Consider the following 25,348-nt stretch of genomic DNA (forward strand, 5'->3'; position numbering starts at 1 on the left):
CGCCACCTGGATCAACAAAGATCAGTTCTTGGACTGGTCCACCAGCTTGTTCTTGGAAATCCAAGGCATCATGGCGCGCAGCTCGGCGCCCACGGTCTCGATCGGGTGCACGGCGTTCAGACGACGGCGAGCGGTCATGCTCGGGTAGTTCGTGCGGCCTTCCAGGATGAACATCTTGGCGTACTCGCCGGTCTGGATGCGCTTCAGAGCGTTGCGCATGGCGGCGCGCGACTGCTCGTTGATCACTTCCGTGCCGGTCACGTACTCGCCGTACTCGGCGTTGTTCGAGATCGAATAGTTCATGTTGGCGATGCCGCCTTCGTACATGAGGTCCACGATCAGCTTGAGCTCGTGCAGGCACTCGAAGTAGGCCATTTCAGGCGCGTAACCGGCTTCGGTCAGCGTCTCGAAGCCCATCTTCACCAGCTCCACAGCGCCACCGCACAGCACGGCTTGTTCGCCGAACAGGTCGGTTTCGGTTTCTTCGCGGAAGTTGGTCTCGATCACGCCACCCTTGGTGCCGCCGTTGGCCGCAGCGTAGGACAGGGCGATGTCCTTGGCCTTGCCGGACTTGTCCTGGTACACAGCGATCAGCGAAGGCACGCCGCCGCCCTTCAGGTACTCGGAGCGCACGGTGTGGCCAGGGCCCTTGGGGGCGACCATGATCACGTCCAGGTCAGCACGGGGGATGACCTGGTTGTAATGCACGTTGAAGCCGTGGGCGAAGGCCAGCACAGCGCCTTGCTTGATGTTCGGGGCGACGTTGTTGTTGTACACCTCGGGGATGTTCTCGTCGGGCAGCAAGATCATGACGACGTCGGCGTTCTTCACGGCGTCGTTGACTTCGGCGACCTTGATGCCAGCGGCTTCCACCTTGGACCAGGAGGCGCCGCCCTTGCGCAGGCCGACCGTCACATTGACGCCGGAATCGCGCAGGTTCTGGGCGTGGGCATGGCCTTGCGAGCCATAGCCGATGATGGCCACGTTCTTGCCCTTGATCAGGCTCAGATCGGCGTCCTTGTCGTAATAGACCTTCATGGTGTATCTCCGTCGGAAAAATCGGTTGGTGGCCTGAACGGGTCAGGCACAAGGTTCAAGAAAAGCGGGGGTATCAGACGCGCAGGATGCGCTCGCCACGCCCGATCCCGCTGGTCCCGGTGCGCACGGTTTCAAGGATGGCAGCGCGGTCGATGGCCTCGATGAAGGCATCGAGTTTGGCCGCGTCGCCAGTGAGTTCGATCGTGTAGGTCTTGTCGGTGACGTCGATGATGCGGCCGCGGAAGATGTCCGCCATGCGCTTCATCTCTTCACGCTCCTTGCCCACGGCGCGCACCTTGATGAGCATCAGCTCACGCTCGGTGAACGGGCCTTCGGACAGGTCCACCACCTTGACGACCTCGATGAGGCGGTTCAAGTGCTTGGTGATCTGCTCGATGATCTCGTCAGAGCCGGTGGTCACGATGGTCATGCGCGACAGCGAGGGGTCTTCGGTGGTGGCCACCGTCAGGCTCTCGATGTTGTAGCCGCGGGCCGAGAAAAGGCCGACCACGCGGGACAGGGCGCCGGCTTCGTTTTCCAGCAGCAGGGCAATGATGTGTTTCATGGTGATCGTCCTGGCAGGCTCTTGGGTCATCGGGGCGGTAACCCCGGCGCTGTGGCCTGCGGTTCGATGGTGTTCGGTGTGTTCAAAACACCCGGCCGCTTCGGTCTGACACGGGATGCGCTTGCCGGCAAGCAAGCGTTCGTGGCAGCCTGGGTCGGCCAGGCTTCGGTGTGGTCAGTGGGTCAAACGCCGGTCACAGGTCCTCGGAGCCGAGCAGCATCTCGGAGATGCCCTTGCCCGCCTGCACCATCGGCCACACGTTCTCGGTGGGGTCGGTGCGGATGTCCAGGAAGACCGAACGGTCCTTGAGCTTGATGGCCTCGCGCAGCGCGCCTTCTACGTCCGACGGGCGCTCGATCAACAAGCCGATGTGACCATAAGCCTCGGCCAGCTTGACGAAGTCGGGCAGCGCGTCCATGTAGCTGTGCGAGTAGCGGCTGCCGTAATCCAGCTGCTGCCACTGGCGCACCATGCCCAGGTAACGGTTGTTCAGCGACAGCACCTTCACCGGCGTGTTGTACTGCAGGCAGGTGGACAGCTCCTGGATGCACATCTGGATGGAGCCTTCGCCGGTGATGCAAAACACATCGGCGTCGGGCTTGGCCAGCTTGATGCCCATGGCGTACGGCAGGCCCACGCCCATGGTGCCCAGGCCACCGGAGTTGATCCAGCGGCGCGGCTCTTCGAACTTGCTGTACTGGGCCGCGAACATCTGGTGCTGGCCCACGTCCGAGGTGATGTAGTAGTCGGTGCCGGCGGTCAGCTCGGCCAACTTCTGCACCACGTACTGCGGCTTGATGACGTCGTCCGAAGTCTTGAACTTCAGGCAGTCGATCTTCTTCCAATCGTTGATCTGGTTCCACCAGGCGGCCAGCGCGTTGCTGTCGGCGCGGGTCGTGGACTCCTTGATCTGCGCGATCATCTCGATCAGCACGTCCTTCACATCGCCCACGATGGGGATGTCCACCTTCACGCGCTTGGAAATGCTCGACGGGTCGATGTCGATGTGGATGATCTTGCGCTCGACCTGGGCAAAGTGCTTGGGGTTACCGATCACGCGGTCGTCGAAGCGGGCGCCCACGGCGATCACCACGTCGGCGTTCTGCATGGTCATGTTGGCTTCGTAGGTGCCATGCATGCCCAGCATGCCCAGGAAGGTCTTGTCGGACGCGGGAATGGCACCCAGGCCCATCAGGGTGCTGGTGCTGGGGTAGCCCAGCATGCCCACCAGCTCGCGCAGCTCGGCCGAGGCCTCACCCAGGATCACACCGCCGCCGGTGTAAATGTAGGGGCGCTTGGCGTTGAGCAACAGCTGCACGGCCTTGCGGATCTGGCCGCCGTGGCCCTTGCGCACCGGGTTGTACGAACGCATTTCCACCGTCTCGGGGTAGTGGAAGGTCGTGGTCTTGAGCGACACGTCCTTGGGCACGTCCACCACCACGGGGCCAGGACGGCCCGTGCGCGCGATGTGGAAGGCCTTCTTCATCGTCGCGGCCAGGTCGTTGACGTCCTTGACGAGGAAGTTGTGCTTGACGATGGGGCGGGTGATGCCGACGGTGTCGCATTCCTGGAAAGCGTCCAGGCCGATGGCGGGCGTGGGCACCTGGCCGGTCACGATCACCATGGGGATCGAGTCCATGTAGGCCGTGGCGATGCCGGTGATGGCGTTGGTCACGCCGGGGCCGGAGGTGACGAGAGCCACGCCGACGTCGCCGGTGGCGCGCGCGTAGCCGTCAGCCGCGTGCACGGCCGCCTGTTCGTGGCGCACCAGCACGTGCTCGATGGTGTCTTGTTTGTACAGCGCGTCGTAGATGTACAGCACGGCACCACCTGGGTAGCCCCACATGTACTTGACGCCCTCGGCCTGCAGGCAGCGCACGAGGATTTCCGAGCCGTTGAGCACTTCGCCTTGCGAAGCCAGACCCTGGGTCGGTGCAGCAGCGTGAGCGTCGGCGGCGCCGGCGCGCTTGGTGTCAGCTTGAGACATGTCCATGGTGATAGAACCTTTCCGAATTTCTCTAACGAAAAACGATCGGTGCCCCTCTACACCGGCATGTCCCAAGAGGACATGGCAGCAACGCTGCGACCACGGATGGCCGTGCGCTCGCCCTTGTGAGACGGATTTGGAGCCTGCGCGGCCTGCCACCGGCGTCGATTGGACAACCGGACTCAGGCCAGATCGAGATGGCGCAAAACGAAGATTATCGCACCGCTGGAGGCCAATTCAAGCCTGAGACCCCGCTGAAGGGGCTTGGGCCCGCTCGGTGCCATAATGCGCCCGGCCCGAAAAAGTAAGCCTCCACGGTCTTGACCCCGCTGCCCAGCCCCTCACGAGAAGAAGAGCTCAACGCCTTTTTGAAAAGCGTGGAGTTGCGCGCCTTCAAACGCACGGTTTATGCCGTGCGCCAGGACGACGCTGCGCTCGACATCGTGCAGGACGCCATGATCCGCCTGTCACAGAGCTACGCCGACCGCCCCGCAGGTGAGTGGCCGATGCTCTTCCAGCGCATCCTCTCCAATGCCACACTGGATTGGTTCCGTCGCCAAAAGGTGCGCAATGCCTTGTTCACCAACATCGGCGACCTGGAAGCGGCCGCAGGTGGCGAAGACGGTGATTTTGACTTGCTGGAAGCGCTGGACGTCGAAGACACTGGCAACGAAGCGGCCGAAACCCAGGTCAGCCGCAGGCAGGTACTGGCGGAGATCGAAGACGAAATCGGCAAATTGCCAGCGCGTCAACGGGAAGCCTTCCTGCTGCGTTACTGGGAGGAACTGGATGTTGCGGAAACTGCCGCGGCCATGGGTTGCTCAGAAGGGAGCGTGAAAACCCATTGTTCGCGTGCGGTGGCCGCACTGTCCAAAGCGTTGCCAGCCCGGGGTATCACATTGTGAAAACACGTTCCAACACACCGCTGACCGATGCCCAGCGCGAAGCCCTGGAGGCCCGATTCGCGCTGCGCCTGACCGCGCGCCTGGAAGATGGCGTGCAGGCGCTGCCGCATGACATCACCGAGCGCCTGCGCGTGGCCCGCCAGCAAGCGGTCGAAGCTGCACGCCTGACACGCCTGGGCGCGGCCGTCTCGCCCTTGGCGGCCGGTGCTGCCAGCGCGGTCGTGGGGCTGCAACTGGCCGGTGGACAAGGCTCGGTGGTGATGGGCCATGCCGCTGGCAACTGGAACGAGGCGGGTCAGTCCCGTCAACCGGGTCATGGTCGCCTGACCGATGGCCCCATCGCCTGGGGCTGGCGCCTGGCCTCGGTGCTGCCTGTGCTCGCCCTGGTCGCTGGTCTGTGGGCCGTGCACGCCTACAAGGACGAAGAGAAAGTGCAGGCCGCCGCCGACATCGACACAGCGCTGCTGACCGACGACCTGCCACCGGACGCCTACGCAGACGCGGGCTTCTCTGAATACCTGCGCGGTGACAACCGCACAGCCGTGCGCCCGCTGGACACCACCGTGCCCGAAGCCGACGGCGACCTCAAGACCAGCGACACCGCCCCGGCCGTGGCAACGCCTTGACCTGCCTGTCACACTGCTCAATCTGACCGCTTGACCCCGACCGCATGCCCGCCTCCCGCACGCCCCTCGCCCGCCGCCTCGTGCTTGCCTGTGCAGCCACGTTGATGCTGGCCTGCGCGCTGGCCAGCCACGCGCACAAGGCCATGGCCGCGGCAGACATGCACCCGAGCACCTCGGGCACAGCCACCGGATCGTCCTGGCAGGCGCTCACGCCACTCCAGCGCCAGGCACTGTCGCCTCTGGCGGCGCAGTGGGCGCAACTGGACGACACCAGCCGCCAGAAGTGGCTCAAGGTGGCCAGCCGTTTCGACGCCCTGAGCCCCCAGGAGCGCCAGCGCCTGCAAGAACGAATGAAGCAATGGGCGGCCCTCCCTCCCAGCGAGCGGGGTGAAGCCCGCCTGCGCTTCCAGCAGACGCGCCAGTTGCCCTCGGACGAGCGTCAGCAGAAGTGGGCCGCCTACCAGGCGCTGTCGGCCGAAGACCGGCAGGACCTCAACCGCCAGGCACAACGCCGCACTCGCACCGTGATGCTGGCCGACAACGTGGTCGGGCCACGCGAGGCGGGTCAGGTCTATGCGACCAAGCGCCCGATGGTGGCCGCAGCCTCACCCGGCAAGTCGAACATGGTGCCCAGCATGCCGCAAAGCGGCAACGGCCTGAACACGCAAGGCTCGCAACCTGTCATCGTGGCCCCCACCCTGGTCAAGGCCGGCACCGGCGCCACCACCAACCTGGTCACGCACCAGGCCGTGCCGCCGGCGCACCAGCAAAGCGGCAGCCCCAAGATCACTGCCACGAAGAGCTTTGTGGACCCGGTCACCATGCTGCCGCGCAAGGGCGCCCAGAGCGCAGCCATGGCCTCGCTGCCCGCCAGCGGCACAGGCGCGCAGCACTGACACCGATGATCAGCGTGCGCCTGACAGTCTGAGATGTCGGTTTTCCAGCTCCCCACCCAGGGCGGCCTGAGCGCGGCAGAGTTGCAAGCCCGCGCCCTGGGCCCCGCCGCACCGCTGCGCCGTCGCATGGCCGCTTTCATCTACGAAGGCGTGTTGCTGTTTGCCCTGTTCATGGTGGCGGGCGCCATCTACAGCGTTTCCGCGGGGCAGGTGCATGCGCTGCAGGGCCGCACGGGCATGATGGCCACCCAATTCCTGGCGCTGGCCTTGTATTTCATCTGGTTCTGGACCCACGGTGGCCAGACCCTGGCGATGAAGACCTGGCAGGTTCGCCTGCTCACCCAGAACGGAGAGCCCCTCGGGCTGTGGCCCGCCTGCCTGCGCTTCCTGCTGTCCTGGCTGTGGTTCATGCCGGCCTGGCTCGGCAGTTGGCTGGCTGGCTGGCACCAAAGCAAGCTGCTCTTTGGCGCCATGCTGGTGTGGGCCCTGATCTATGCGGCCCTCACCCGCCTGCTGCCCCAGCGGCAGTTCCTGCACGATGCCATCTGCCGCACGCGGGTCATCGACCACCGCACCTGAACCGGCGCCCCATGACACCCTCCCGAGCCCCGGCCTTGTCCCTGTGTGTCTATTGCGGTTCGCGCAACGGCGATGATCCCGCTCACCTGGCTGCCGCACGCGAAGTCGGCCGGCAGATCGGCCTGCGTGGGTGGCAGCTCGTCTATGGCGGCGGCAGCACGGGCCTGATGGGCGCGGTCGCCGATGCGGCCCTGCAGCACGGCGCCCGCGTGATCGGCGTGATCCCGCACAAGCTCATCCAGCGGGAGCTGGGCCATGGCGGCGTCTCGGACCTGCAGGTCGTGGACAGCATGCACGAGCGCAAGCACCAGATGGCCATGCAGTCGGACGCCTTCATCGCCCTGCCAGGCGGCATCGGCACCATGGAAGAGATCTTCGAGGTCTGGACGTGGCGCCAGCTGGGCTACCACCACAAGGCGCTGGGCCTGCTCAATGTGGCGGGTTACTACGACGAGCTGCTGCGCTTCATCGAGCGCAGCCGCACCGACGGTTTCCTGTGGCCCGATGTTCAGGAGCTGCTGCGCACCGACACCGACATCGACCGGCTGCTGGACCAGCTGGCCGCCGATGTGCTGACCCTGAAAGCACAAACGCCACCCGAACAGCAAGGCGCTGCACCGGGTGGCGTCGCATCGGGCACCTGAATCAGACGGCGGATTCGTCGGTTTCGCCGGTGCGGATGCGCACCACCTGCTCCACCGGGGTCACGAAGATCTTGCCGTCGCCGATCTTGCCGGTCTTGGCGGCCTTGATGATGGCTTCGATGCAGCGCTCGACGTCGTCGCCCTTGACCACGACCTCGACCTTCACCTTGGGCAGGAAGTCCACCACGTACTCGGCACCGCGGTAGAGCTCGGTGTGGCCCTTCTGGCGGCCGAAACCCTTGACCTCGGTCACGGTCAGGCCGGTGACGCCCACTTCGGCCAAAGCCTCGCGGACTTCTTCGAGCTTGAACGGTTTGATGACGGCGGTGATTTGCTTCATGGTCATGGTGGGAACTCCGGGGGAAATCGTCGTCAGATGACAGCCGCCCGCGCCAAGGCCCGAGCTGCTGCACTGCAGTGTGACTATTTAAGCACGACTGCTGTCATGCACAAAACTTGGGCGCGGGCTCGGGTGAGATCACGCCCGCTCAGGCCCGCTCAAGCGCGGAAGCGCGAGGTGATCGGGTAGCGCCAATCCCGCCCGAAAGATCGGTGCGTGATGCGCACGCCGATGGGTGCCTGGCGGCGCTTGTACTCGTTGAGCTTGATGAGGCGGGTGACCTTGTCCACATCGGCGCGCGGGAAACCGGCCGCCACGATCTCCTCGATGGACTGGTCGAGCTCCATGTAGCGCTCCAGGATGGCGTCGAGCACGTCGTACTCGGGCAGGCTGTCCTGGTCGGTCTGGTCGGGGCGCAGCTCGGCCGAGGGGGGGCGGGTGATGATGCGCTCGGGGATGGGCTCGACCTCGCCCGCGGCCACCGCCTGCTGGTTGCGCCAGCGCGAGAGGCGGTACACGAGCGTTTTGGCCAGGTCCTTGATGACGGCAAAGCCGCCTGCCATGTCGCCATAAAGGGTGCAGTAGCCGGTGGCCATCTCGCTTTTATTGCCGGTGGTCAGCACGATGGCGCCGGTTTTGTTCGAGAGGGCCATCAGCAGGGTGCCGCGGATGCGGGCCTGGATGTTTTCCTCGGTGGTATCTTCCGCACGCCCAACGAAGAGCGGCGCCAGCGAAGTCTTGAAGGCCTCGAACTCGGGGGCGATGGCGATTTCGTCGTGGCGCACGCCCAGGCGCTCGGCCATGTCGCGCGCATCGATCCAGGAGATGTCGGCCGTGTAGGGCGAAGGCATCATCACCGTGCGGACCTTGTCGGCGCCCAGCGCATCGACCGCGATGGCCAGCACGAGGGCCGAATCGATGCCACCCGACAGGCCGATGATGGCGCCGGGGAAGCCGTTCTTGCCGAGGTAGTCGCGCACGCCGACCACCAACGCCTGCCAGATCTCGGCTTCGGGCGACAGGGGCGCGGCCATGGGGCCTGCGACCTGCACGCCATGGGCACCGCTGGCCTGCAAGCGGACCTTCAGCACGTCGGGCTCGAAGCTGGGGGCACGCGCCATCACGCGGCCAGCACCGTCCACCGCGAAGGAAGCGCCATCGAACACGACCTCGTCCTGGCCACCGACGAGGTGGGCGTACAGCAAGGGCAGGCCCAGGCCGCGGGCGCGCTCGCCCATGCGCAACTCGCGCTCGGCGGACTTGCCAGCGTGGAAGGGCGAGGCGTTGAGCACGACCAGCGCCTGCGCGCCCAAAGCGGCTGCGGCTTGCGCGGGCTCGTCGAACCAGGCGTCTTCGCAGACCAGGAGGCCCACGCGCCAGCCTTGCACGTCCACCACCACGGGGCCGAGGCCCGCCTCGCGACCGCCGATGAAGTAACGGCGTTCGTCAAAGACCTGGTAGTTGGGCAGCTCGCGCTTGGCGTAGCTTGCTTGCACCGCGCCGCCCTGCAGCACGCTGGCGGCATTCAGCAGGCGCGGCACCGACCACGAACGTGTGCGTTCGCCCGCATGGCCCAGGCGCTGCGGGTGGCCCAGCACCAGGCTCAAATCCGGCAGATCGGCCAGTTCGCGGGCAATCTGCGCCACAGCCTCATCGCAAGCTTGCAAGAAGGCCGGCCGCAGCAGCAGGTCTTCCGGGGGGTAGCCGCACAAGGCCATTTCCGGTGTCACGACAAGGCGCGCGCCTTCGGCGTACGCTTGGCGGGCCAGCGCGACGATGGCATGGGCATTGCCCGCCAGGTCGCCCACGGTGGGGTTGAATTGCAGCAAGGCCACGTCCAGCGCCTGCGCCGTCGGCTGAGCAAGCGATGGGGATGGCAGGGTCGCGGGACGGCTCACGGAAGACACGGCGTTCATGGACAAGGTTCAAACAATCGGCTCACCCGTCGCGGGTGCGCAAGGTGACATGGTAGCGGGCTCGGCCCGGGTGCGCGACGAGGTGCACATTGGATGGCACCGCGACTGGGGTGACATCCCCGCGGGTGATTGGGACGCCCTGCTCACGGGCGTGGAGGGCGCGCGGCCTTTCCTGTGCCGCGACGTGCTGCAGGCCATGGTGGACAGCGGCAGCGCCTGCGCCGACACCGGCTGGCAGCCGCACGTGCTGACCGTGCACGGGACCAATGGCCGCTTGCTGGGCGCTTGCCCGACCTTCGCCAAATCGCACTCTTACGGCGAGTACGTGTTCGACTGGGCCTGGGCGGACGCCCATGACCGCGCCTTGGCATCGCACGGACACCACTACTTCCCCAAGCTGCTGGGCGCCGTGCCGTTTTCGCCGATCCCTGGGCAACGCCTGCTGGTGCACCCGGGGCTGGACGCCGCGGCGCAAGCGGCCGTGCGCCAGACCCTGCTGGACGCGCTGCAGGCCGAGTGCGCGCAACAGGGGTGGTCCTCGGCCCACCTGCTGTTTCTGAGCGAGGCAGAAGCACTGCAGGCAGAGCGCAGCGGCTGGTTGCTGCGCCACGGCGTGCAGTTCCACTGGTGCAACCGCGCGCCCCAGCCCTTCGCCGATTTCGACGACTTCCTGGCCAGCCTGCACCGCGACAAGCGCAAGAAGATCCAGCAGGAGCGCCGCAAGGTCCGCGAGGCCGGGGTGCATTTCGAGGTCCGGGAAGGCGCAGACATCTCTCCTGCCGATTGGGATTTTTTCTACCGCTGCTACGCCCAGACCTACCTGGAGCGCGGCCAGCAGCCTTACCTTACGCCAGCGTTCTGGCAAGCCGCCGCCCTGGCCCGCCCCGAGGCATGGGTCCTGTTCATCGCCCAGCATGAAGGGCGCCCCATCGCCTGCGCCCTGCTGGCGGTGGACCGCGAACAGGGCGTGGCTTATGGGCGATATTGGGGCGCGCTGGCCTCGGTCTCGTGCCTGCATTTCGAGGCTTGCTATTACCAGCCCCTGAGTTGGTGCATCGCGCAGGGCTTGCGGCGCTTCGAGGGAGGCGCGCAGGGCGAACACAAGCTGGCACGCGGCCTGCTGCCTGTGACCACGCAGTCTGCGCATTGGTTGCGCCACCCCGGTCTGCGCCAGGCTGTGGCCGACTTCCTGCAGCGCGAGGACCAGGGCGTGCGTGCCTACGTCAACGAGCTGGACGAGCGACAGCCGTTCAAACCCTGCCTGTCGGCGCCGGACGGGGCTGCAACAATGTCCGAATAAGCACAACTTTCAACAGGGTCCGAGATGTCATCGCTTGCAGCCGCCACGCCAACAGCGCCCCCACCTGCACCCTCGTCGGCACCTCACCCTGCGCCGCCCACCATCCTTGACATCGAAGCTTCCGGCTTCGGCCTGGGCAGCTACCCCATCGAGATCGGTTTCGTGACCTCCGAGGGGCAGCCCTGGTGCAGCCTGGTGCGCCCAGAGCGCGACTGGCAGCACTGGGATCCGCAGGCCGCCCAGGTGCATGGCATCACGCGGGAGCAGTTGCTTCGGCACGGGCGCTCGTCCGGCGACATCGCCGCTTTGCTCAACGACAGGCTGGGCGGCCAGACCGTCTATTCAGATGCCTGGGCGCACGATTACGCCTGGCTGGCGCGGCTCTTTGACGTTGCAGGTTGCAGTCCGCATTTCAAGCTGGACAACCTGCGCGCCCTGCTCACCGACGCCCAGGCGGCCCGCTGGCACGAGGTCAAGCGCAGCGTCGCCCTGCGCCTGGGGCTGCAACGCCACCGCGCCAGCGCCGACGCCCGGCTGCTGCAGCAAACCTACCTGGCGGTGCAACCCGGCCAGCGCGCTGCCGCTTGAGGGCGCGAAGCCCGCATCGGCGGCAAGTGTGTGGCGCGCACCCTCAAGTGCTGTCGTTTGGCGCCGACAACCCAATTACTGGTTTTTTTCAACCGTCGGGGTGTCCATGTCGTTCATCACATCGATGCGCATGGGGACGCCCACCCGCCCGCTGTCAGCCCCTGCCTCGCCACCGAGGCTGCGGCTGGCGATCCCCCTGATCGGCCTGATCGCGGGGCTTGCGCTGACGTCCTCGCATCAACTGGCCTGGCAATGGGTCGGCGTCAGCCTGTCGCTCTGCGCGGCATGGGCCGGCTGGCGTGCCCGGCCAGCCACGCGCGGCAGTGCCGGTGGTCCGGACGATGCCGTCTGGCATGCCTGGCTGGAGGGCAGCCAGGACGCGGTCATGGTGCTGACGCCGCGCCACGACCCCCTGGGCCGCTTCATGGGCCACATGGTCGTGCAGGCCAACGCACCGGCGCAGGCGCTGTTCCTGCCCGATGGCGCCTCGCTGGTGGGTCAACGCCTGCAAGACGTGCTGCCGGCCGGCATGCCCGAGAGCTTCCACGAGCGCCTGCACATGGCCTGGGCTGGCCGCCAGCCGCAGGTGGATGAGCACGCATTGCACCCCGGCCATGCGCTGGGCCAGGGAGAGGCGCCGCGTTGGCTGTCTCACCAGATGATCCCGCTGCCCGGCGGCGTGGCGCTGATCTCGCGCGACACCAGCGCGGCCCACCACGCCACCGAGGCGCTGCACGAACAGGAGTCCTTCTACCGCTGCCTGGTGGACCACCTGCCCATGGCCGTGTTCGCACGCAGCGCACGTGCCCACAACGCCGGACGCTACGTGGTCTGGAACCGCGAGGCGGCCGAGGTCATGCAGCTCAGCGCCGAGCAGGTGCTGGGCAAACGCCCCGAAGACATCCTCCCGCCAGAAATGGTCGAACGCGGTCGCGCGCTGGACCAGGCGCTGGCCCAGCAACCCGGTGTGCACCACTTCCCGAATTTGATTTACCAAACGCCCAAGGGACCCCGCGTGGTGGACCTCACCAAGGCGCCCATCTACGGCGTGGACGGCCAGCTCGACCACATCCTGTCCATCGCGCAGGACGTGACCGCGCAGCGCCAGGCGGCCGACCAGTTGCGACTGGCATCGCGCGTGATCGACGAGACGGGCGACGCCGTCATGGTCACCGACGCCATGGACCGTGTCGTCATGGTCAACCCCGCTTTCCTGAAGATGTCGGGGCTGCGCCACCACGAGGTGGTCGGCCACGACGCGGAACTGCTGGGCCTGGCGCCGCTGCGCGAGACCCACCTCATCGGCATCCAGGAAACGCTGCGCGGCGGTCCGCGCTGGACGGGCGAGAGCCCCCTCGTTGGCCCCGACGGGCTGCTGCTGGAAACCTGGTTGAGCGTGAGCGTGCTGCGCAACGAGGCCCAGCAAGTCACCCAGCACATCCGCGTGTTCAACGACATCTCCCGGCTCAAGGCGCAGCAGCGCGAGCTGACCGAGCAGGCGCGCCGCGACAGCCTCACAGGCTTGCCCAACCGCCGCGAGTTCAGCGACCGCCTGCGCATGGCCATGGCCCGCGCACGGCGCCAACCCCAGACCCTGGCGCTGATGTACGTGGACCTCGACGGCTTCAAGGCCATCAACGACCAGCTGGGCCATGCCGCCGGCGACCGGCTGCTCATCGAGGTGGCGCGGCGCATGGAAGACAGCGTGCGCACCACCGATTGCGTCTGCCGCCTGTCGGGCGACGAGTTCACCGTGATCCTGGAGGGCGCAGGCCACCCGGACGAGGTGACGCGCATCGCCAACCGCATCATCGAGCGCCTGGCACAGCCTTGGCAGATCGATGCCCACACCGTCCAGGCACGCGCAAGCCTGGGTGCGGCCCTGTGGTCGCGCGACGAAGACCTGGACGCCCTGTGCCAGCGCGCCGACACCGCCATGTACGCGGCCAAGCACGCCGGCAAGGGCCGTTTCGTGCTGGACACGGAGGGCGTTTGGGGAGCCACCAGCATGGGCCTGTACGCCGGCGCCGCGTGACGCCTCATCCCCCTTGACCGAGGGCTGCACCACCCCAGTGCAGGGGCCATGGGCCGGCAGGTCACTGGTATAAACACCGATCCGCGAACGGGCCGTGTTGCCCCTCTGCGTGGAGCTTGTTGGACCCAGCCTTCCCTTTTGTCGCGCATGAGCCTGTCGCCACCACCTCCTTCAGCACTTTCGAAGCCGATGCAGCGGCAGCGGGTGGTCATCATCGGTTGCGGCTTCGGTGGCCTGGAAGCGGCCAAAGCCTTGTCGGACGCGGACGTCGAAATCGTCGTCATCGACCGCACCAACCACCACCTCTTCCAACCCCTGCTTTACCAGGTGGCCACGGCCGGCCTGCCGGCGCCCGCCATCGCAGCGCCCATCCGCCACATCCTGCGCGACCAGATCGCGCGCGGCAACCTGACGGTGCTGATGGGCGAGGTGACCGCCATCGACACGGCCTCGAACTGCGTGGTGCTGGACGGCGGCGAGCATGTCCACTTCGACCACCTCATCCTGGCGGCGGGTGCCACCCACAGCTATTTCGGGCGCGATGACTGGGCCAAGTACGCCCCCGGCCTCAAGACCCTGGGCGATGCCTTCACCATCCGCCGCCGCGTGCTGACCGCCTTCGAGCAGGCCGAACGCGAGACCGACCCGGCACGCCGCGAACCCTGGCTGACCTTCGCCGTGGTGGGCGCGGGCCCCACCGGCGTGGAGATGGCCGGCACGCTGGCCGAGATCGCGCAGCAGACCCTGAGCACCGAGTTCCGCCGCATCGACTCGCGCATGGCCCGCATCATCCTGCTCGAAGGGGCGCCGCGCGTGCTGGGCACTTTCACGGAAGATTTGTCCCAGCGTGCCCGCGAGCAGCTGCAAATGCTGGGCGCCGAGGTGCTGACCGGCGCCAAGGTGACGGACATCACCGCCTTCGGCATCCACTACCAGCTCAACGAACCCGGCCCCGACGGGCAGCCGCGCGTGACCTCGCACTTCCTGCCATCGCGCACGGTGGTCTGGGCCGCAGGCGTGGCCGCATCGCCCCTGGGCCGCGCTCTGGCCAAATGCACCGGCTGCGAGCTGGACCGCGCCGGCCGCGTGGTGGTGCAGCCCGACCTGAGCATCCCTGGGCACCCGAACATCTGCGTGGTGGGTGACCTGGCTTCGGCCCGCAGCTACCTGGACCCCGAGCACCCCACGGCCGTGCCCGGCGTGAGCCCCGGCGCCAAACAGATGGGGCGCAAGGCTGCCATCAACATCAAGCGCCGCATGCAGGGCCTGGAGACACAGGCCTTCCGCTATTTCGACTACGGCTCGCTGGCCACCATCGGCAAGCGCGCGGCGGTGGCCATGCTGGACATCCCGTTCACGAAGCGGCAGGTGAAATTCAGCGGCTTTCCCGCCTGGCTGTTCTGGCTGTTCGTGCACGTGTACTTCCTGATCGGTTTCCGCAACCGCATGGTCGTGCTGATGGACTGGGCGTGGGCCTATTTCACCTCGCAGCGCCACGCCCGCGTCTTCCCTGACCCGCACGCACTGGAGCCCAACGCCATGCTGGTGCGGGTGCCACCCCCTGCATCGCCATCCCCGCCGCCCCCGCCAGCCCCACAGCCCTCACCGCCGGCAGGCTGACGCGGCCCATGGCAACATCGGGGCAAACCGCCACAGCCGCCTCACTCGCCTGAGCGCACCCCGACCGTGACCGCACCCGCCGACGCCACTGCCCCCGCCAACGCTTCCCCTGCGCCCTCGGCCTCGCCCATCCCGGCCCGCCTGAGCGCCTTGCGCGCCCACATGGCCCAGCAAGGCTGGCAGGCCGTGCTGCTGCCCAGCAGCGACCCCCACCTCTCGGAGTACCTGCCCGAGCGCTGGCAGGGGCGTGTGCACTTCAGCGGCTTCACCGGCTCGTCCGGCACCTTGCTGGTGGCCGCCGAGCGCGCCGCCGTGTTCACCGACAGCCGCTACTGGACCCAGGCCGAGGCCGAGCTGGCAGGCAGCGGCGTTGATCTGGTCAAGCTCGATGGCGCCCCCGTTCCGGCTTACACGCAATGGCTGCAAGCCCTGGGCCTGGACGGACTGCAAGGCGCCACGCTGGCCCTGGACGGCAGCGTCATGGGCCTGGCCCAGACGCAGCAACTGGCCGATGCGCTGGCCATGCTGTCCGCACCGGCCTGGCGCCTGCACGCCACCGACGATGTGCTGGACGGCGTCTGGCCCGACCGCCCGGGCCTGCCCACGGCGCCGGTGTTCGAGCACCTGCCACCGCACGCCAGCACCTCGCGGCGCGACAAGCTCGCGGCCCTGCGCGAGGCCCTGCAGGCTCACGGCGCCAGCCACCACTGGGTGGCCACGCTGGACGACCTCGCCTGGCTGCTCAACCTGCGCGGCGCCGATGTGGACTACAACCCCGTCTTCCTCGGTCATGCCCTGGTGTCGCTGGACGCCGTGCAGCTGTTCGTGGGCGAGGGCAAGGTCGATGCCGCCCTGCAGACCCGGCTGGCCGCTGACGGCGTGGTGGTGCGCCCCTACGCAGACGCCCTGCCCACCCTGAAGGCCTTGCCCGCCGACAGCGTGCTGTTGGTGGACCCCAAGCGCATCACCTGGGGCCTGCGCCAGGCCGTGCCGGTGGGCGTGAAGGTGGTCGAGGCCATCAACCCCAGCACCCTGTCCAAGTCGCGCAAAACGGCGGCCGAAGCGGCCTTCATCCGCGAAGCCATGGCGCGCGACGGTGCCGCCATGTGCGCCTTCTACGCCTGGCTGGAGCAGGCCTTGGGCCGCGAAGCCGTCAGCGAACTGACCATCGACGAGCGCCTGACGGCCGAGCGCGAAAAGCAGCCCGGCTACGTCAGCCTGAGCTTCCCGACCATCGCCGGCTTCAACGCCAATGGCGCCCTGCCCCACTACCGTGCCACGCCCGAGGCCTTCGCCTGGCTGAGCACGCCGCAAGGGCTGGTGGCCGAAGGCCTGTTGCTGATCGACTCCGGCGCGCAGTACCTGGGCGGCACCACCGACATCACCCGCGTGTGGGCCATCGGCACCCCATCGGCGGCCCAGAAGCGCGACTTCACCCTGGTGCTCAAGGGCACGATGGCGCTGTCGCGCGCGCGCTTCCCCCTGGGCACCCTGGCCCCCATGCTGGACGCCATCGCCCGTGCGCCACTGTGGGCCGAGGGCCTGGACTTCGGCCACGGCACCGGCCACGGCGTGGGCTACTTCCTCAATGTGCACGAAGGCCCGCAGTCCATCTCCAAGGCTGTGCCTCACGGTGACATGGCCATGCAGCCTGGCATGGTGACGTCCATCGAACCGGGCTTGTACCGCCCGGGCCAATGGGGCATCCGCATCGAGAACCTGGTGCTCAATGTCGAGGTGCGACCGACCGTGCCCGACGCCGAGCCGGGCGCCCCCGAGCACGGCACCTACCTGGCCTTCGAAACGCTCAGCCTGTGCCCCATCGACACCCGCTGCATCGACCTGTCACTGTTGCGCGATGACGAGCGCCAGTGGCTCAATGGCTACCACGCCGAGGTGCTGCAGCGCCTGCGCCCACTGGTGAGCGGCGACGCGCTGCGCTGGCTGGCGTTGCGCACCCAGCCGATCTGAGCATGGGCCCTTGCGCTCAGGCGTGGCAAGCCAGGCGCTGCACGTCGGGGATGTGGATCTGGCGGCGGTTCACCGCGATCAGGCCGCGCGACTGCAGGTCATGGAGGATGCGCGAGAAGTGTTCCGGCGTGACCGACAGCAAGGATGCGATCGTGCCCTTGCTCGCTGGCAGCAGGACGGTGCACGGCCCGCCGTCGCCAGGCACCGGCGGCGCGTCCACCGCACCGTCGCGCAGCAGGTAGGCCACCACGCGCTCGGACGCCGTCCGCAAGGTCAGCGCCTCGATGTCGTGCACCAGGCGGTTGACGCGGTCCGACACATCGGCCAGCAGGTGGATGGCGAGGTCCGGGCCGCCGTGCAACTCGCGCATGACGGCCTCGCGGGGCAGCAACAGCAAGGCGCCATCGGTCAGCATGGTCGCGTTCACACTGTGGATGGCCTCGCCACCGAGCATGGACTCGCCCAGGCAGGCAGGCGCCATCATCACCTCGATGACCTTCTCGTGCCCGCGCTCGCTGCCGCCGTCTGCCGGCGCGTCTGCCGCCTTGTCGACCCGGGCAAAGACTTTCACCTGCCCCGCCAGCAAGAGGTGCAGGCCCTCGCAGGCCTGACCGCGCTGGAACACCGGCTCGTTGCGGGACAAGCGCAGCAGCCGCGCCGACGGCGCCAGGCGCTGCAAGACGGCCTGCGGCACATCCCGGAAAACGGGCGCGCTGCGCAGGCTGGTCATGACATCGGCTGGGCCATCGGACATGTCGGTTCCTCGTGGGTGGGGCTGGGGGTCCTGAGGGGGATTCTGGGAAGGACGGGCCCGCACCTCCTTGATGTCGCTCAAGCCCTGCGCAGGTGCTGCCGCTGGGCACGCAGACAGTGTCAGACAAGGCACCCAAACATTACACCACAACGCAAAAATCTGTTGACGAAGAAATGTTCCAGGCAGTAACCTCGGCGCCATGGGATCGACTCACACCATGGCCCCCACGCCCAAAAGCCTCATCCTCAACCTGCTGCTGGCCGCCAACGGCGCCGCCTTGAGCGCCAGCGACGCGGTCGCGTCGGCCGGCCTGTTCGGCATCCGCGAAAACAGCGTGCGGGTGGCACTGGTGCGCCTGAATGCCGCCGGCATGATCCAGTCTTGCGGGCGGGGTGCCTACCTGCTGGGGCCCCAGGCCGCCAGCCTGGCAGAGGACCTCTCGTTCTGGCGCGACGCCGAGCAGCGCGTGTGCGCGTGGTCCGGCGCCTGGCTGATGGCCTGCACCACCCACCTTGGCCGCAGCGAGCGCGGCCCCTTGCGCCAGCGGGAGCGCGCCCTGGCGCTGCTGGGGTTCAAGGCCCTGGCAGACGGCCTGTACGTGCGACCCGACAACCTGATCGGCCACGCCGAACTCGCCCGCGAACGCCTGCACAAGCTGGGCCTGGACACCGAAGCGCCGGTGTTCGTGGCCAGCGACCTGGACGCCAACCTCGACCGCCGCGCGCGCCACCTCTGGCGCACCACCGAGCGCAACCAGGCGTATGTGCGCACCCAACAGCAATTGACGCAGTGGTTGGCACAGGCCCACCAACTCGACACCGAGGCGGCGGCACGCGAGTCCTACCTGCTGGGCAATGAGGCCATCCGCCAACTGGTGTTCGACCCCCTGCTGCCCGAGCCCCTCGTGGACGTGGCCGCCCGCCGCGCATGCCACCGCGCCGTGGTCGAGTTCGACGCCGAGGGACACCGCATCTGGCAAACGCTGCTGCCTTCGCTGCGCATGCCCCACACCAGCAGCCCTGCGCAGACACCCGCATCCGCCCCGCCCGAACAACCGCTGCACTGAGGCTCGCGCACCATGACGCCAGACACCCACGCCGCCGACGCCATCCAGCCCGTCCACTCGGCCACCCCCGACGCCGCACAGATGCCCGCCCCCACGCGGCGCAAGCTCAAAGCGCTGTTCACGCCGGAACAACTGGCCGTGCTGACCAAACGCTCCGACGTGCGCGGCGCCTGGGCCATCGCTTCGACCTGGGGCGTCATCGCGGCGGCCTTCGCGGTGCTGGCGGTCTGGCCCAACGTGTTCACCTTCCTGCTGGCCAGCGCGGTCATTGCCGGTCGGCAACTTTGCCTGGCCATCCTGCAGCACGAGGGCTCGCACGGGACGCTGTTCCAGAACCGCTGGGCCAACGACGTGCTGACCGACTGGCTGTGCGCCCGCCCGATCTGGCAGAACCTGCCGAAGTACAAGGTCCACCACCTCGGCCACCACACCCGCACCGGCACCGAGGCCGATCCGGACATCTCGCTGCACGCGGGCTACCCCATCACCCCACGCTCGCTGATGCGCAAGGTGCTGCGCGACCTCTCAGGCCTCACAGGCCTGAAACTGGTGTACGGCCTGTTGATGATGGACGCGGGTGTGTTCAAGTGGACGGTGGCCAACCACATCGAGCGCCTGCCGCAAACCGGCAGAACCTGGGGCGAGCGCGTCACGACGACGGCGCGCAACATGGCGCCCATGCTCATCACCAACGTGGCGCTGTGGGCGTGCCTGGCCGCCACCGGTCACGCCTGGCTGTACGGGGCCTGGGTGGTGGCGTATCTGAATTTCCTGCCGCTGTTCGTGCGCATCCGCTCCGTCGCCGAACACGGTTGCCTGGCGCGCACGCCGGACATGTTCCTCAACACCCGGACCACGCGGGCCGGCTGGCTGGCGCGCATGACGGTGGCGCCCGTGCACGTGAACTTCCACATGGAACACCACGTGATGGCCTCGGTGCCCTGCTACCGCTTGCCACAAATGCACGCATGGCTGCGCGCCCAGGCCGACGTGCCCGAGCCGCCCGGCTACCTGGACGTGCTCAAGCTGGCCAGCAGCCGCTGAAGCCGCGAAGCCTGCGCACAACCAGCTCACAGACGGCGCAGCTCACCCCATCACAACTGGCCCGCCCTTGGCCAGCGCACGCTGGTAGGCGGGTCGGGCTTCCATGCGCTGCACGAAAGCTTTCAGGTGCGGGTGGGATGCGGCCGCATCGGACCGCGACATCAGCGCCGAGACGACAAAGCTCATCTGGAAATCCGCCAAGGTGATGCGCTCGCCCGCGAACCAGGTGTGGCGCGAGAGGTGGTCCTCGATGAAGGCCAGCGCCGTGTTGACGTTCGGATCGATCAGCTGCTTTTGCACCCGCTTGCACAGCTCGCGCGCGATGGGGCGCACGAAGAAAGGCATGGGCTGGGTCGGGATGCTCATGAAGACCAGCTTCATCACCAACCAGTTCATCAGCGAGCCTTCGGCGTAATGCATCCAGAAGCGGCGCTGGTGGTGCTCGGGCGTGCCGGGCTGCGTCATCAGCTGGGCGACATCTCCCGCAGCCTGGGCGCCGTGCTGCTCGACCAGGTACTCCAAGATGGCGGCCGATTCGGCCACGACCTGATCGCCATCGGTGATGACCGGCGACTTGCCCAGGGGGTGGATTTTTTTCAGCTCGGGCGGCGCCAGCTTGGTGACCGGGTGGCGCTGGTAAACCTTGAGCTCGTAGGGCAGGCCCAGCTCTTCAAGCAGCCACAGCACGCGCTGCGAACGGGAGGTTTCGAGGTGGTGGACGGTGATCATGGGCGCCAGCATAGCGCCCTTGCCGCTCACACGGCAGGCACATCCCCACCCAGCACCTGGTAGAGCGTGACCATGGCATTGAGGCGGTTCAGGCGGCTTTGCGCCAGGTTGATCTCGGCCTGGCGGCGGGTCTCCTGGGCGTCCAGCCAGGTCTTCAGCGGCACGGCCCCTGCGCGGTAGCGGATCTCGGCCAGGCGCTCGGTGTTGCGCGCGGCGGTCACGGCATCCTGCAAGCGCAAGCCTTGCTGCTCGTACTGCAGGCGCGAGGCCAGGGCGTTGTCCACGTCAGACAGCGCGCTGTACCAGCTCTGGCGCCAGCCGATCACGGCGGACTCGTAGTCGGTCTGCGAGATGGCGATGTTGCGCCGCATGTCGCGGAACTGCACGAAGGGCAGCACCAGACCCGCGCCCAGCGTGCCGATGGGGTCGGACAGCACCTTCGAGAGCGCCGTGGACGAGCCCCCCACGCTGCCCGTGAGCGTCAACGTCGGGTAGTAGCTGGTGCGGGTGGCGTCCACCTGGGCCAGGGACTTGCGCAGGCGCAGCTCGGATGCGCGCACATCGGGCCGGCGCGCCAGCAGTTCGGACGGCACGCCCGCGGGCACCTCTGGCAGGCGGCCTTCGGGCAGGCGTTGCGCCTCGTTCAGGACCACGCCCGGCGGACCGTCCAGCAGGATGGCCAGGGCGTTGCGCGACTGCACACGCTGCAGCAGAAACAAGGTGTGCGCCGCCTCCTGTGCGGCCAGGGCCTGCTGGGCCTGCGACAGCTCCAAGCCCGAGGTGCTGCCGCTGTCGTACTGCGCCTGCACCAATTGCAGGGTGCGGCGCGCGTAGTCGATGCTTTGCTGGCTGGCTTCGACGCGCTGGTTCAGGAACGCCACCTGGAAATAGAAGTTGGCCGTGGTGGCCACCAGGGCCTGGGCCGCGGCGATGCGGTCCTGCTCGGTGGCCTGGGCCTCCCAGTCGGCGGCACTGCGCAGCGAGGCCAGGCGGCCCCACAAGTCGGCCTCCCAGGTCACCGTGCCCGTGGCACTGCTCAGGCGCGTGGTCGGGCCGCCGTCCAGGGCCTGGCTGGCCGTGCTGCTGCCCCTCACGACCACACTGGGCAACTGGTCGCTGGCCGCCTGGGCAGCCACCAGCTGCGCACGCCGCACCTTCAGGGCGGCCTGGGCCAGGTTGTTGTTGCGCGCCAGGGCCTCGTTGATCAGCGCCGTCAGGCCCGCGTCGTTGAGCGTCAGCCACCAGGGGGACAAGGCCTGGCGCGCAGCGGCGTCTGCCTCAGCCTGAGCAGATTGGGCAAAGCGCTCCGGAACCTGAACGGCCGTGCGCTGGTAAGCCGTGGGCGTGGCGCAGCCGCCCAGCAGGAGCGCAGCGGCCAGCGGCAGGGCCAGGGTCCGGGCGCCCGCGGGCAGGCACCAGGTCGGCAGCAGGGGCGAACGGATCGTCATGGAAGGCCAGGCAAAAAATGGTTGTGAACGGAATGTCCAGCCAGCGCAGGGGGTCAATCGCGGCTCAGGGCATCGACCGGGTCCAGCTGCGCCGCGCGGCGCGCCGGCAGGAAACCGAACACCACCCCGATGAGCGAAGACACGCCGAACGCCGTCACGATGGACGAGAGCGAATAAATCATCGAAAAACTGCCGCCGAACTTCGAGAACAGCTCGCCAATGCCGAGTGCCAGCGCGATGCCCAGGATGCCGCCCAGCAGGCAGACCATCACCGCCTCGATGAGGAACTGCTGCAGGATGTCGCCCTGCCTGGCGCCCACCGCCATGCGCACGCCGATCTCCTGGGTGCGCTCGGTGACCGACACCAGCATGATGTTCATCACCCCGATGCCGCCCACGATCAGCGAAATCACCGCGATCGACGAAATCAGCAGCGTCATCGTCTGCGTGGTGCTTTCGATGGTCTGGCGGATGCTGTCGGAATTGCGCGTGAAGAAGTCCTGCGTGTTGTGGCGCTGGGTCAGCAGCTTGGTGATGCCCGCCTCTGCAGCGGCAGAGGACACGTCATCGCTCACCCGCACCGTGATGCCGCGCAGCACCCGTGTGCCGATCACCCGGCGCATGCCCGTGGTCACCGGCACCCAGACGTTGAGGTTCTCGCCCATGGAGAACAGGTTGTCCTGCGGCGCCGTCACCCCGATGATGCGCACCGGCACCGCGCCCAGGAAGATGACCTGCCCCAGCGGGTTCTCGCCGTTGGGGAACATCGCGGCCTGGGTCGCCGGGTCGATCACGGCCTCCTGCGTCTGCCGGCGCACGCTGTCGGCATCGAAGGCCTGGCCTTGCGCCAGGGTGTAGCCCTTCACGCGGAAGAAGCTCTCGCCCACGCCGTTGACGTTGGCCGTGGCCTCCAGGTTGCCGCGCCGCAGGGTCAGGCTGGTGCTCACCGTGGGCGTCACGCTGTCCACGTAGGGCAACTGCTCGATGGCCGTGGCGTCGGCCGGCACCAGGGTGCGGATGCGCACGGCCTGGCGGTCACCGAAGTTCTTGCCCGGATAGATGTCGATGGTGTTGGTGCCCATCGCCGAGATGTCCTTGAGCACACGCTGGCGCGAGCCCTCGCCCAGTGCCACCATGGACACCACCGAGGCGATGCCGATGATGATGCCCAGCATGGTCAGCAAGGTGCGCAGGCGGTGCCCGGCCATGGCACGCACGGCCATGGCGAAAGCTTCGGTGAAGCGGTCCAGTTGGGCGCGCCAGGATGAGAGGTTGGCCGCGGGCGCTTGCGGCGCACGCGGCACCAGCAAGGGCGCCTCGCCACCGGTGGAGTCGCCCACGATCTGCCCGTCGGCCACCTCGATGATGCGCTGCGCGTGCTGCGCCACCTTGTGGTCGTGGGTGACGATGATCACCGTGTGGCCATCGGCGTGCAGCTCCTTGAGGATGCGCATGACCTCCTCACCGCTGCTGCTGTCGAGTGCGCCCGTGGGCTCGTCGGCCAGGATGACGTCGCCGCCGTTCATCAGCGCCCGCGCGATCGACACCCGCTGCTGCTGGCCGCCCGACAACTGCCCCGGCTTGTTGGCCAGGCGCTCGCTCAGGCCCAGACGGCCCAGCAAGGCCTGCGCCTTCGCCGTGCGCGCCGCTTTGTGCAGCCCCGCGTAGATGGCCGGGATCTCGGTGTTGCCCACGGCGCTGAGGTCGCCCAGCAGGTGGTAGCGCTGGAAGATGAAGCCGAAGTGCTCGCGGCGCAGGCCGGCCAGCTGGTCGGGCTCCAGGGCCGAGGTGGCCTGGCCCGCGACTTTGTAGCTGCCCCGCGTGGGCCGGTCCAGGCAGCCCAGGATGTTCATCAACGTGGACTTGCCCGAGCCCGAGGCCCCGATGATGGCGACCATCTCGCCCTCGAAGATGCGCAGGTTCACGCCGCGCAGCACGGCCACGGTGCCATCGCCGCTGGGGTATTCGCGCCAGAGGTCTTGCACCTCCAGCAGCACCGACGCAGGCACGGGCACGCCCCGCTCCGGGCTGGCCGAAGCCGCAGCGATGCTGGAGTGGAGGTCGATTTCTCGGTGGGCCATCTCAGCCATCGCTCAGAACATGCCGCCCGGGCGACGTCCGCTGCCACCACCCGAGCCGCTGGTGGCTTCGCCCACCACGACCTCTTCGCCCTCTTTGAGGCCTTCGAGCACCTGGGCCTGCACGCGGTTGTTCAGGCCGATCCTGACCTGCCGCGGCACCACCTTCTTGGTCTCGCCCTGGGTCTCCAGGACGTTGACGGTGTAGGCCTTGGTCTTGCGGTCGCGCTTGCCCAGCGCACTGGCCGGGATGATGAGGGCCTTGTCCACCTTGTTGAGCACGATGTTGACCTGCGCGGTCATCAGCGGGCGCAGGCGGCCATCGGTGTTGGGGATGTCAAAGAGGCCGTTGTAGTAAATGGCCGTGGTCGTGGCAGTGGCCGTGGTGACCTTGGAGTCGGTCTGGTTGACTTCCGGCACCGGTTCGATGGCGCGCAGCGTCGTCTCGTAGCGGTGGCTGGGATCGCCCAGGATGGTGAAGTAAGCGGGCAGCCCGGCTTTCACGCGCACCACATCGGCTTCCGAAATCTGGGCGCGCACCAGGATCTGGTCCAGCTTGGCCAGCTTGATGACGGTCGGCGCGGACTGCAAGGCGTTCACGGTGCGGCCCTCTTCCAGCACGATGGCGATCACGGTGCCATCGATCGGGGCCTTCATCTTCGTGTAGCCCAGGTTCACGCGGGCGGTGTCCAGCGAGATGCTGGCCTGCTTGATCTGGGCGTCCAGTGCGCCCAGGTCGGCCGACGTCGTGCCCACCGCGGCTTCGGCATCTTCGAGGTCTGAGCGCGAGCCGGCGTCCTGCAGGCTCAAGGACTGCTTGCGCGCCAGGTTGAGCTGGGCCTGTTTCAGCAAGGCCTGCTTGGCACGGCGTTGCGCCTGCAACAAGGCGATCTGGGCCTCGGCGTTGCGCAAGGCGTTGGTCTGCGTGGTGGAGTCGATCTCGGCGATCAGCTGGCCCTTCATCACCTTCTCACCCAGGTCCACGTAAATGCGCTTGATCTGACCCGTGGCCTGCGCACCGACGTTGACCTCGCGGGAGGCCAGCATGGTGCCGCTGGCCAGCACGGTGTCTTCCAGTTCGTCCGACACCACCTTGGCGGTGATCACCTGCGGTGCCGCGGGCGCCGTGAAAAACGCGCGCTTCACGCCATACGCCGCCGCAGCCAGCACCACGAAGACGAGCGCCAGGCGCCAGCCCTTCAACCATTTGAATGTCATC

Annotated in this window: 22 protein-coding genes; 12 read left to right on the forward strand and 10 right to left on the reverse strand. The window is 67.6% G+C overall.

Going from position 1 to position 25,348, the window contains the following annotated elements; genetic code table 11:
* Positions 1-21: 21 nt before the first annotated feature.
* From ilvC to EV672_RS00405, 3 genes are all read right to left on the reverse strand, one after another.
* Positions 22-1,038, reverse strand: a complete 1,017-nt coding sequence (ilvC, locus tag EV672_RS00395; protein WP_133605625.1) for a ketol-acid reductoisomerase — start codon at positions 1,036-1,038, stop codon at positions 22-24.
* A gap of 73 nt (positions 1,039-1,111) precedes the next feature.
* Positions 1,112-1,603 carry an acetolactate synthase small subunit gene (gene ilvN, locus EV672_RS00400; protein WP_133605626.1) on the reverse strand — a complete coding sequence of 164 codons (492 nt, stop codon included), beginning with the start codon at positions 1,601-1,603 and terminating at the stop codon, positions 1,112-1,114.
* Positions 1,604-1,796: 193 nt separating this feature from the next.
* Entirely contained in the window at positions 1,797-3,596 is a 1,800-nt protein-coding gene (locus tag EV672_RS00405; protein ID WP_133605627.1) for an acetolactate synthase 3 catalytic subunit, read from the reverse strand.
* Between the two features lie 314 nt (positions 3,597-3,910).
* Here EV672_RS00405 and EV672_RS00410 point away from each other — a divergent pair, with 314 nt between their 5' ends.
* The 5 genes from EV672_RS00410 to EV672_RS00430 are packed head-to-tail and all read left to right on the forward strand — an operon-like array spanning position 3,911 to position 7,240.
* The gene (locus EV672_RS00410) at positions 3,911-4,495 is read left to right on the forward strand and encodes an RNA polymerase sigma factor (protein WP_243738435.1); all 585 of its coding nucleotides are present in this window, start codon (positions 3,911-3,913) and stop codon (positions 4,493-4,495) included.
* Positions 4,492-5,121: a DUF3619 family protein gene (locus EV672_RS00415; RefSeq protein ID WP_243738436.1), complete on the forward strand. Its 630-nt coding sequence runs from the start codon at positions 4,492-4,494 to the stop codon at positions 5,119-5,121. The genes EV672_RS00410 and EV672_RS00415 overlap by 4 nt, the downstream gene beginning before the upstream one ends.
* Before the next feature lie 44 nt (positions 5,122-5,165).
* Positions 5,166-6,017 (forward strand): DUF3106 domain-containing protein, encoded by an 852-nt coding sequence (locus tag EV672_RS00420; protein WP_133605628.1) that lies wholly within the window; start codon positions 5,166-5,168, stop codon positions 6,015-6,017.
* Positions 6,018-6,050: 33 nt separating this feature from the next.
* Positions 6,051-6,596 carry an RDD family protein gene (locus EV672_RS00425; RefSeq protein ID WP_133605629.1) on the forward strand — a complete coding sequence of 182 codons (546 nt, stop codon included), beginning with the start codon at positions 6,051-6,053 and terminating at the stop codon, positions 6,594-6,596.
* Between the two features lie 11 nt (positions 6,597-6,607).
* A complete protein-coding gene (locus EV672_RS00430; protein ID WP_133605630.1) occupies positions 6,608-7,240 on the forward strand; it encodes an LOG family protein in 633 nt (210 codons plus the stop codon).
* Between the two features lies 1 nt (position 7,241).
* Here the strand turns inward: EV672_RS00430 and EV672_RS00435 are convergent, their stop codons facing one another.
* On the reverse strand, positions 7,242-7,580 hold the full coding sequence (locus EV672_RS00435; protein ID WP_133606377.1) for a P-II family nitrogen regulator: 339 nt from the start codon (positions 7,578-7,580) through the stop codon (positions 7,242-7,244).
* 158 nt (positions 7,581-7,738) lie between these two features.
* Positions 7,739-9,496 (reverse strand): NAD+ synthase, encoded by a 1,758-nt coding sequence (locus EV672_RS00440; protein WP_133605631.1) that lies wholly within the window; start codon positions 9,494-9,496, stop codon positions 7,739-7,741.
* Here EV672_RS00440 and EV672_RS00445 point away from each other — a divergent pair.
* From EV672_RS00445 to EV672_RS00465, 5 genes are all read left to right on the forward strand, one after another.
* Positions 9,495-10,796: a GNAT family N-acetyltransferase gene (locus EV672_RS00445; RefSeq protein WP_243738437.1), complete on the forward strand. Its 1,302-nt coding sequence runs from the start codon at positions 9,495-9,497 to the stop codon at positions 10,794-10,796. The genes EV672_RS00440 and EV672_RS00445 overlap by 2 nt on opposite strands.
* Before the next feature lie 24 nt (positions 10,797-10,820).
* Positions 10,821-11,384, forward strand: a complete 564-nt coding sequence (locus EV672_RS00450; protein ID WP_243738438.1) for a 3'-5' exonuclease — start codon at positions 10,821-10,823, stop codon at positions 11,382-11,384.
* 106 nt (positions 11,385-11,490) lie between these two features.
* On the forward strand, positions 11,491-13,419 hold the full coding sequence (locus EV672_RS00455; RefSeq protein WP_133605633.1) for a sensor domain-containing protein: 1,929 nt from the start codon (positions 11,491-11,493) through the stop codon (positions 13,417-13,419).
* A 189-nt stretch (positions 13,420-13,608) separates the two neighbouring features.
* Positions 13,609-15,039, forward strand: coding sequence for an NAD(P)/FAD-dependent oxidoreductase (locus EV672_RS00460; RefSeq protein ID WP_133605634.1), 1,431 nt, complete (start codon positions 13,609-13,611; stop codon positions 15,037-15,039).
* Between the two features lie 66 nt (positions 15,040-15,105).
* Positions 15,106-17,010, forward strand: coding sequence for an aminopeptidase P family protein (locus EV672_RS00465; RefSeq protein ID WP_279536162.1), 1,905 nt, complete (start codon positions 15,106-15,108; stop codon positions 17,008-17,010).
* A 16-nt stretch (positions 17,011-17,026) separates the two neighbouring features.
* On the opposite strand, the gene EV672_RS00470 is transcribed toward EV672_RS00465, so the two are convergent.
* On the reverse strand, positions 17,027-17,764 hold the full coding sequence (locus EV672_RS00470) for a Crp/Fnr family transcriptional regulator (RefSeq protein ID WP_166643393.1): 738 nt from the start codon (positions 17,762-17,764) through the stop codon (positions 17,027-17,029).
* Positions 17,765-17,981: 217 nt separating this feature from the next.
* Here EV672_RS00470 and EV672_RS00475 point away from each other — a divergent pair, with 217 nt between their 5' ends.
* Positions 17,982-18,830, forward strand: coding sequence for a PaaX family transcriptional regulator C-terminal domain-containing protein (locus EV672_RS00475; protein ID WP_133605636.1), 849 nt, complete (start codon positions 17,982-17,984; stop codon positions 18,828-18,830).
* 81 nt (positions 18,831-18,911) lie between these two features.
* Positions 18,912-19,874 (forward strand): fatty acid desaturase, encoded by a 963-nt coding sequence (locus tag EV672_RS00480; RefSeq protein ID WP_133606383.1) that lies wholly within the window; start codon positions 18,912-18,914, stop codon positions 19,872-19,874.
* Positions 19,875-19,916: 42 nt separating this feature from the next.
* On the opposite strand, the gene EV672_RS00485 is transcribed toward EV672_RS00480, so the two are convergent.
* From EV672_RS00485 to EV672_RS00500, 4 genes are read right to left on the reverse strand one after another with little or no spacing between them, the layout of a single operon-like run.
* On the reverse strand, positions 19,917-20,603 hold the full coding sequence (locus EV672_RS00485) for a glutathione S-transferase family protein (protein WP_133605637.1): 687 nt from the start codon (positions 20,601-20,603) through the stop codon (positions 19,917-19,919).
* Positions 20,604-20,629: 26 nt separating this feature from the next.
* Complete coding sequence (locus tag EV672_RS00490; protein WP_133605638.1) at positions 20,630-22,051, reverse strand: efflux transporter outer membrane subunit; 1,422 nt, start codon at positions 22,049-22,051, stop codon at positions 20,630-20,632.
* Between the two features lie 53 nt (positions 22,052-22,104).
* The gene (locus EV672_RS00495) at positions 22,105-24,132 is read right to left on the reverse strand and encodes a MacB family efflux pump subunit (RefSeq protein WP_133605639.1); all 2,028 of its coding nucleotides are present in this window, start codon (positions 24,130-24,132) and stop codon (positions 22,105-22,107) included.
* A 12-nt stretch (positions 24,133-24,144) separates the two neighbouring features.
* Positions 24,145-25,347, reverse strand: coding sequence for an efflux RND transporter periplasmic adaptor subunit (locus EV672_RS00500; RefSeq protein WP_133605640.1), 1,203 nt, complete (start codon positions 25,345-25,347; stop codon positions 24,145-24,147).
* Between the last annotated feature and the right edge of the window lies 1 nt (position 25,348).

Source organism: Aquabacterium commune (genome assembly GCF_004362855.1).
GTDB lineage: Bacteria > Pseudomonadota > Gammaproteobacteria > Burkholderiales > Burkholderiaceae_C > Aquabacterium > Aquabacterium commune.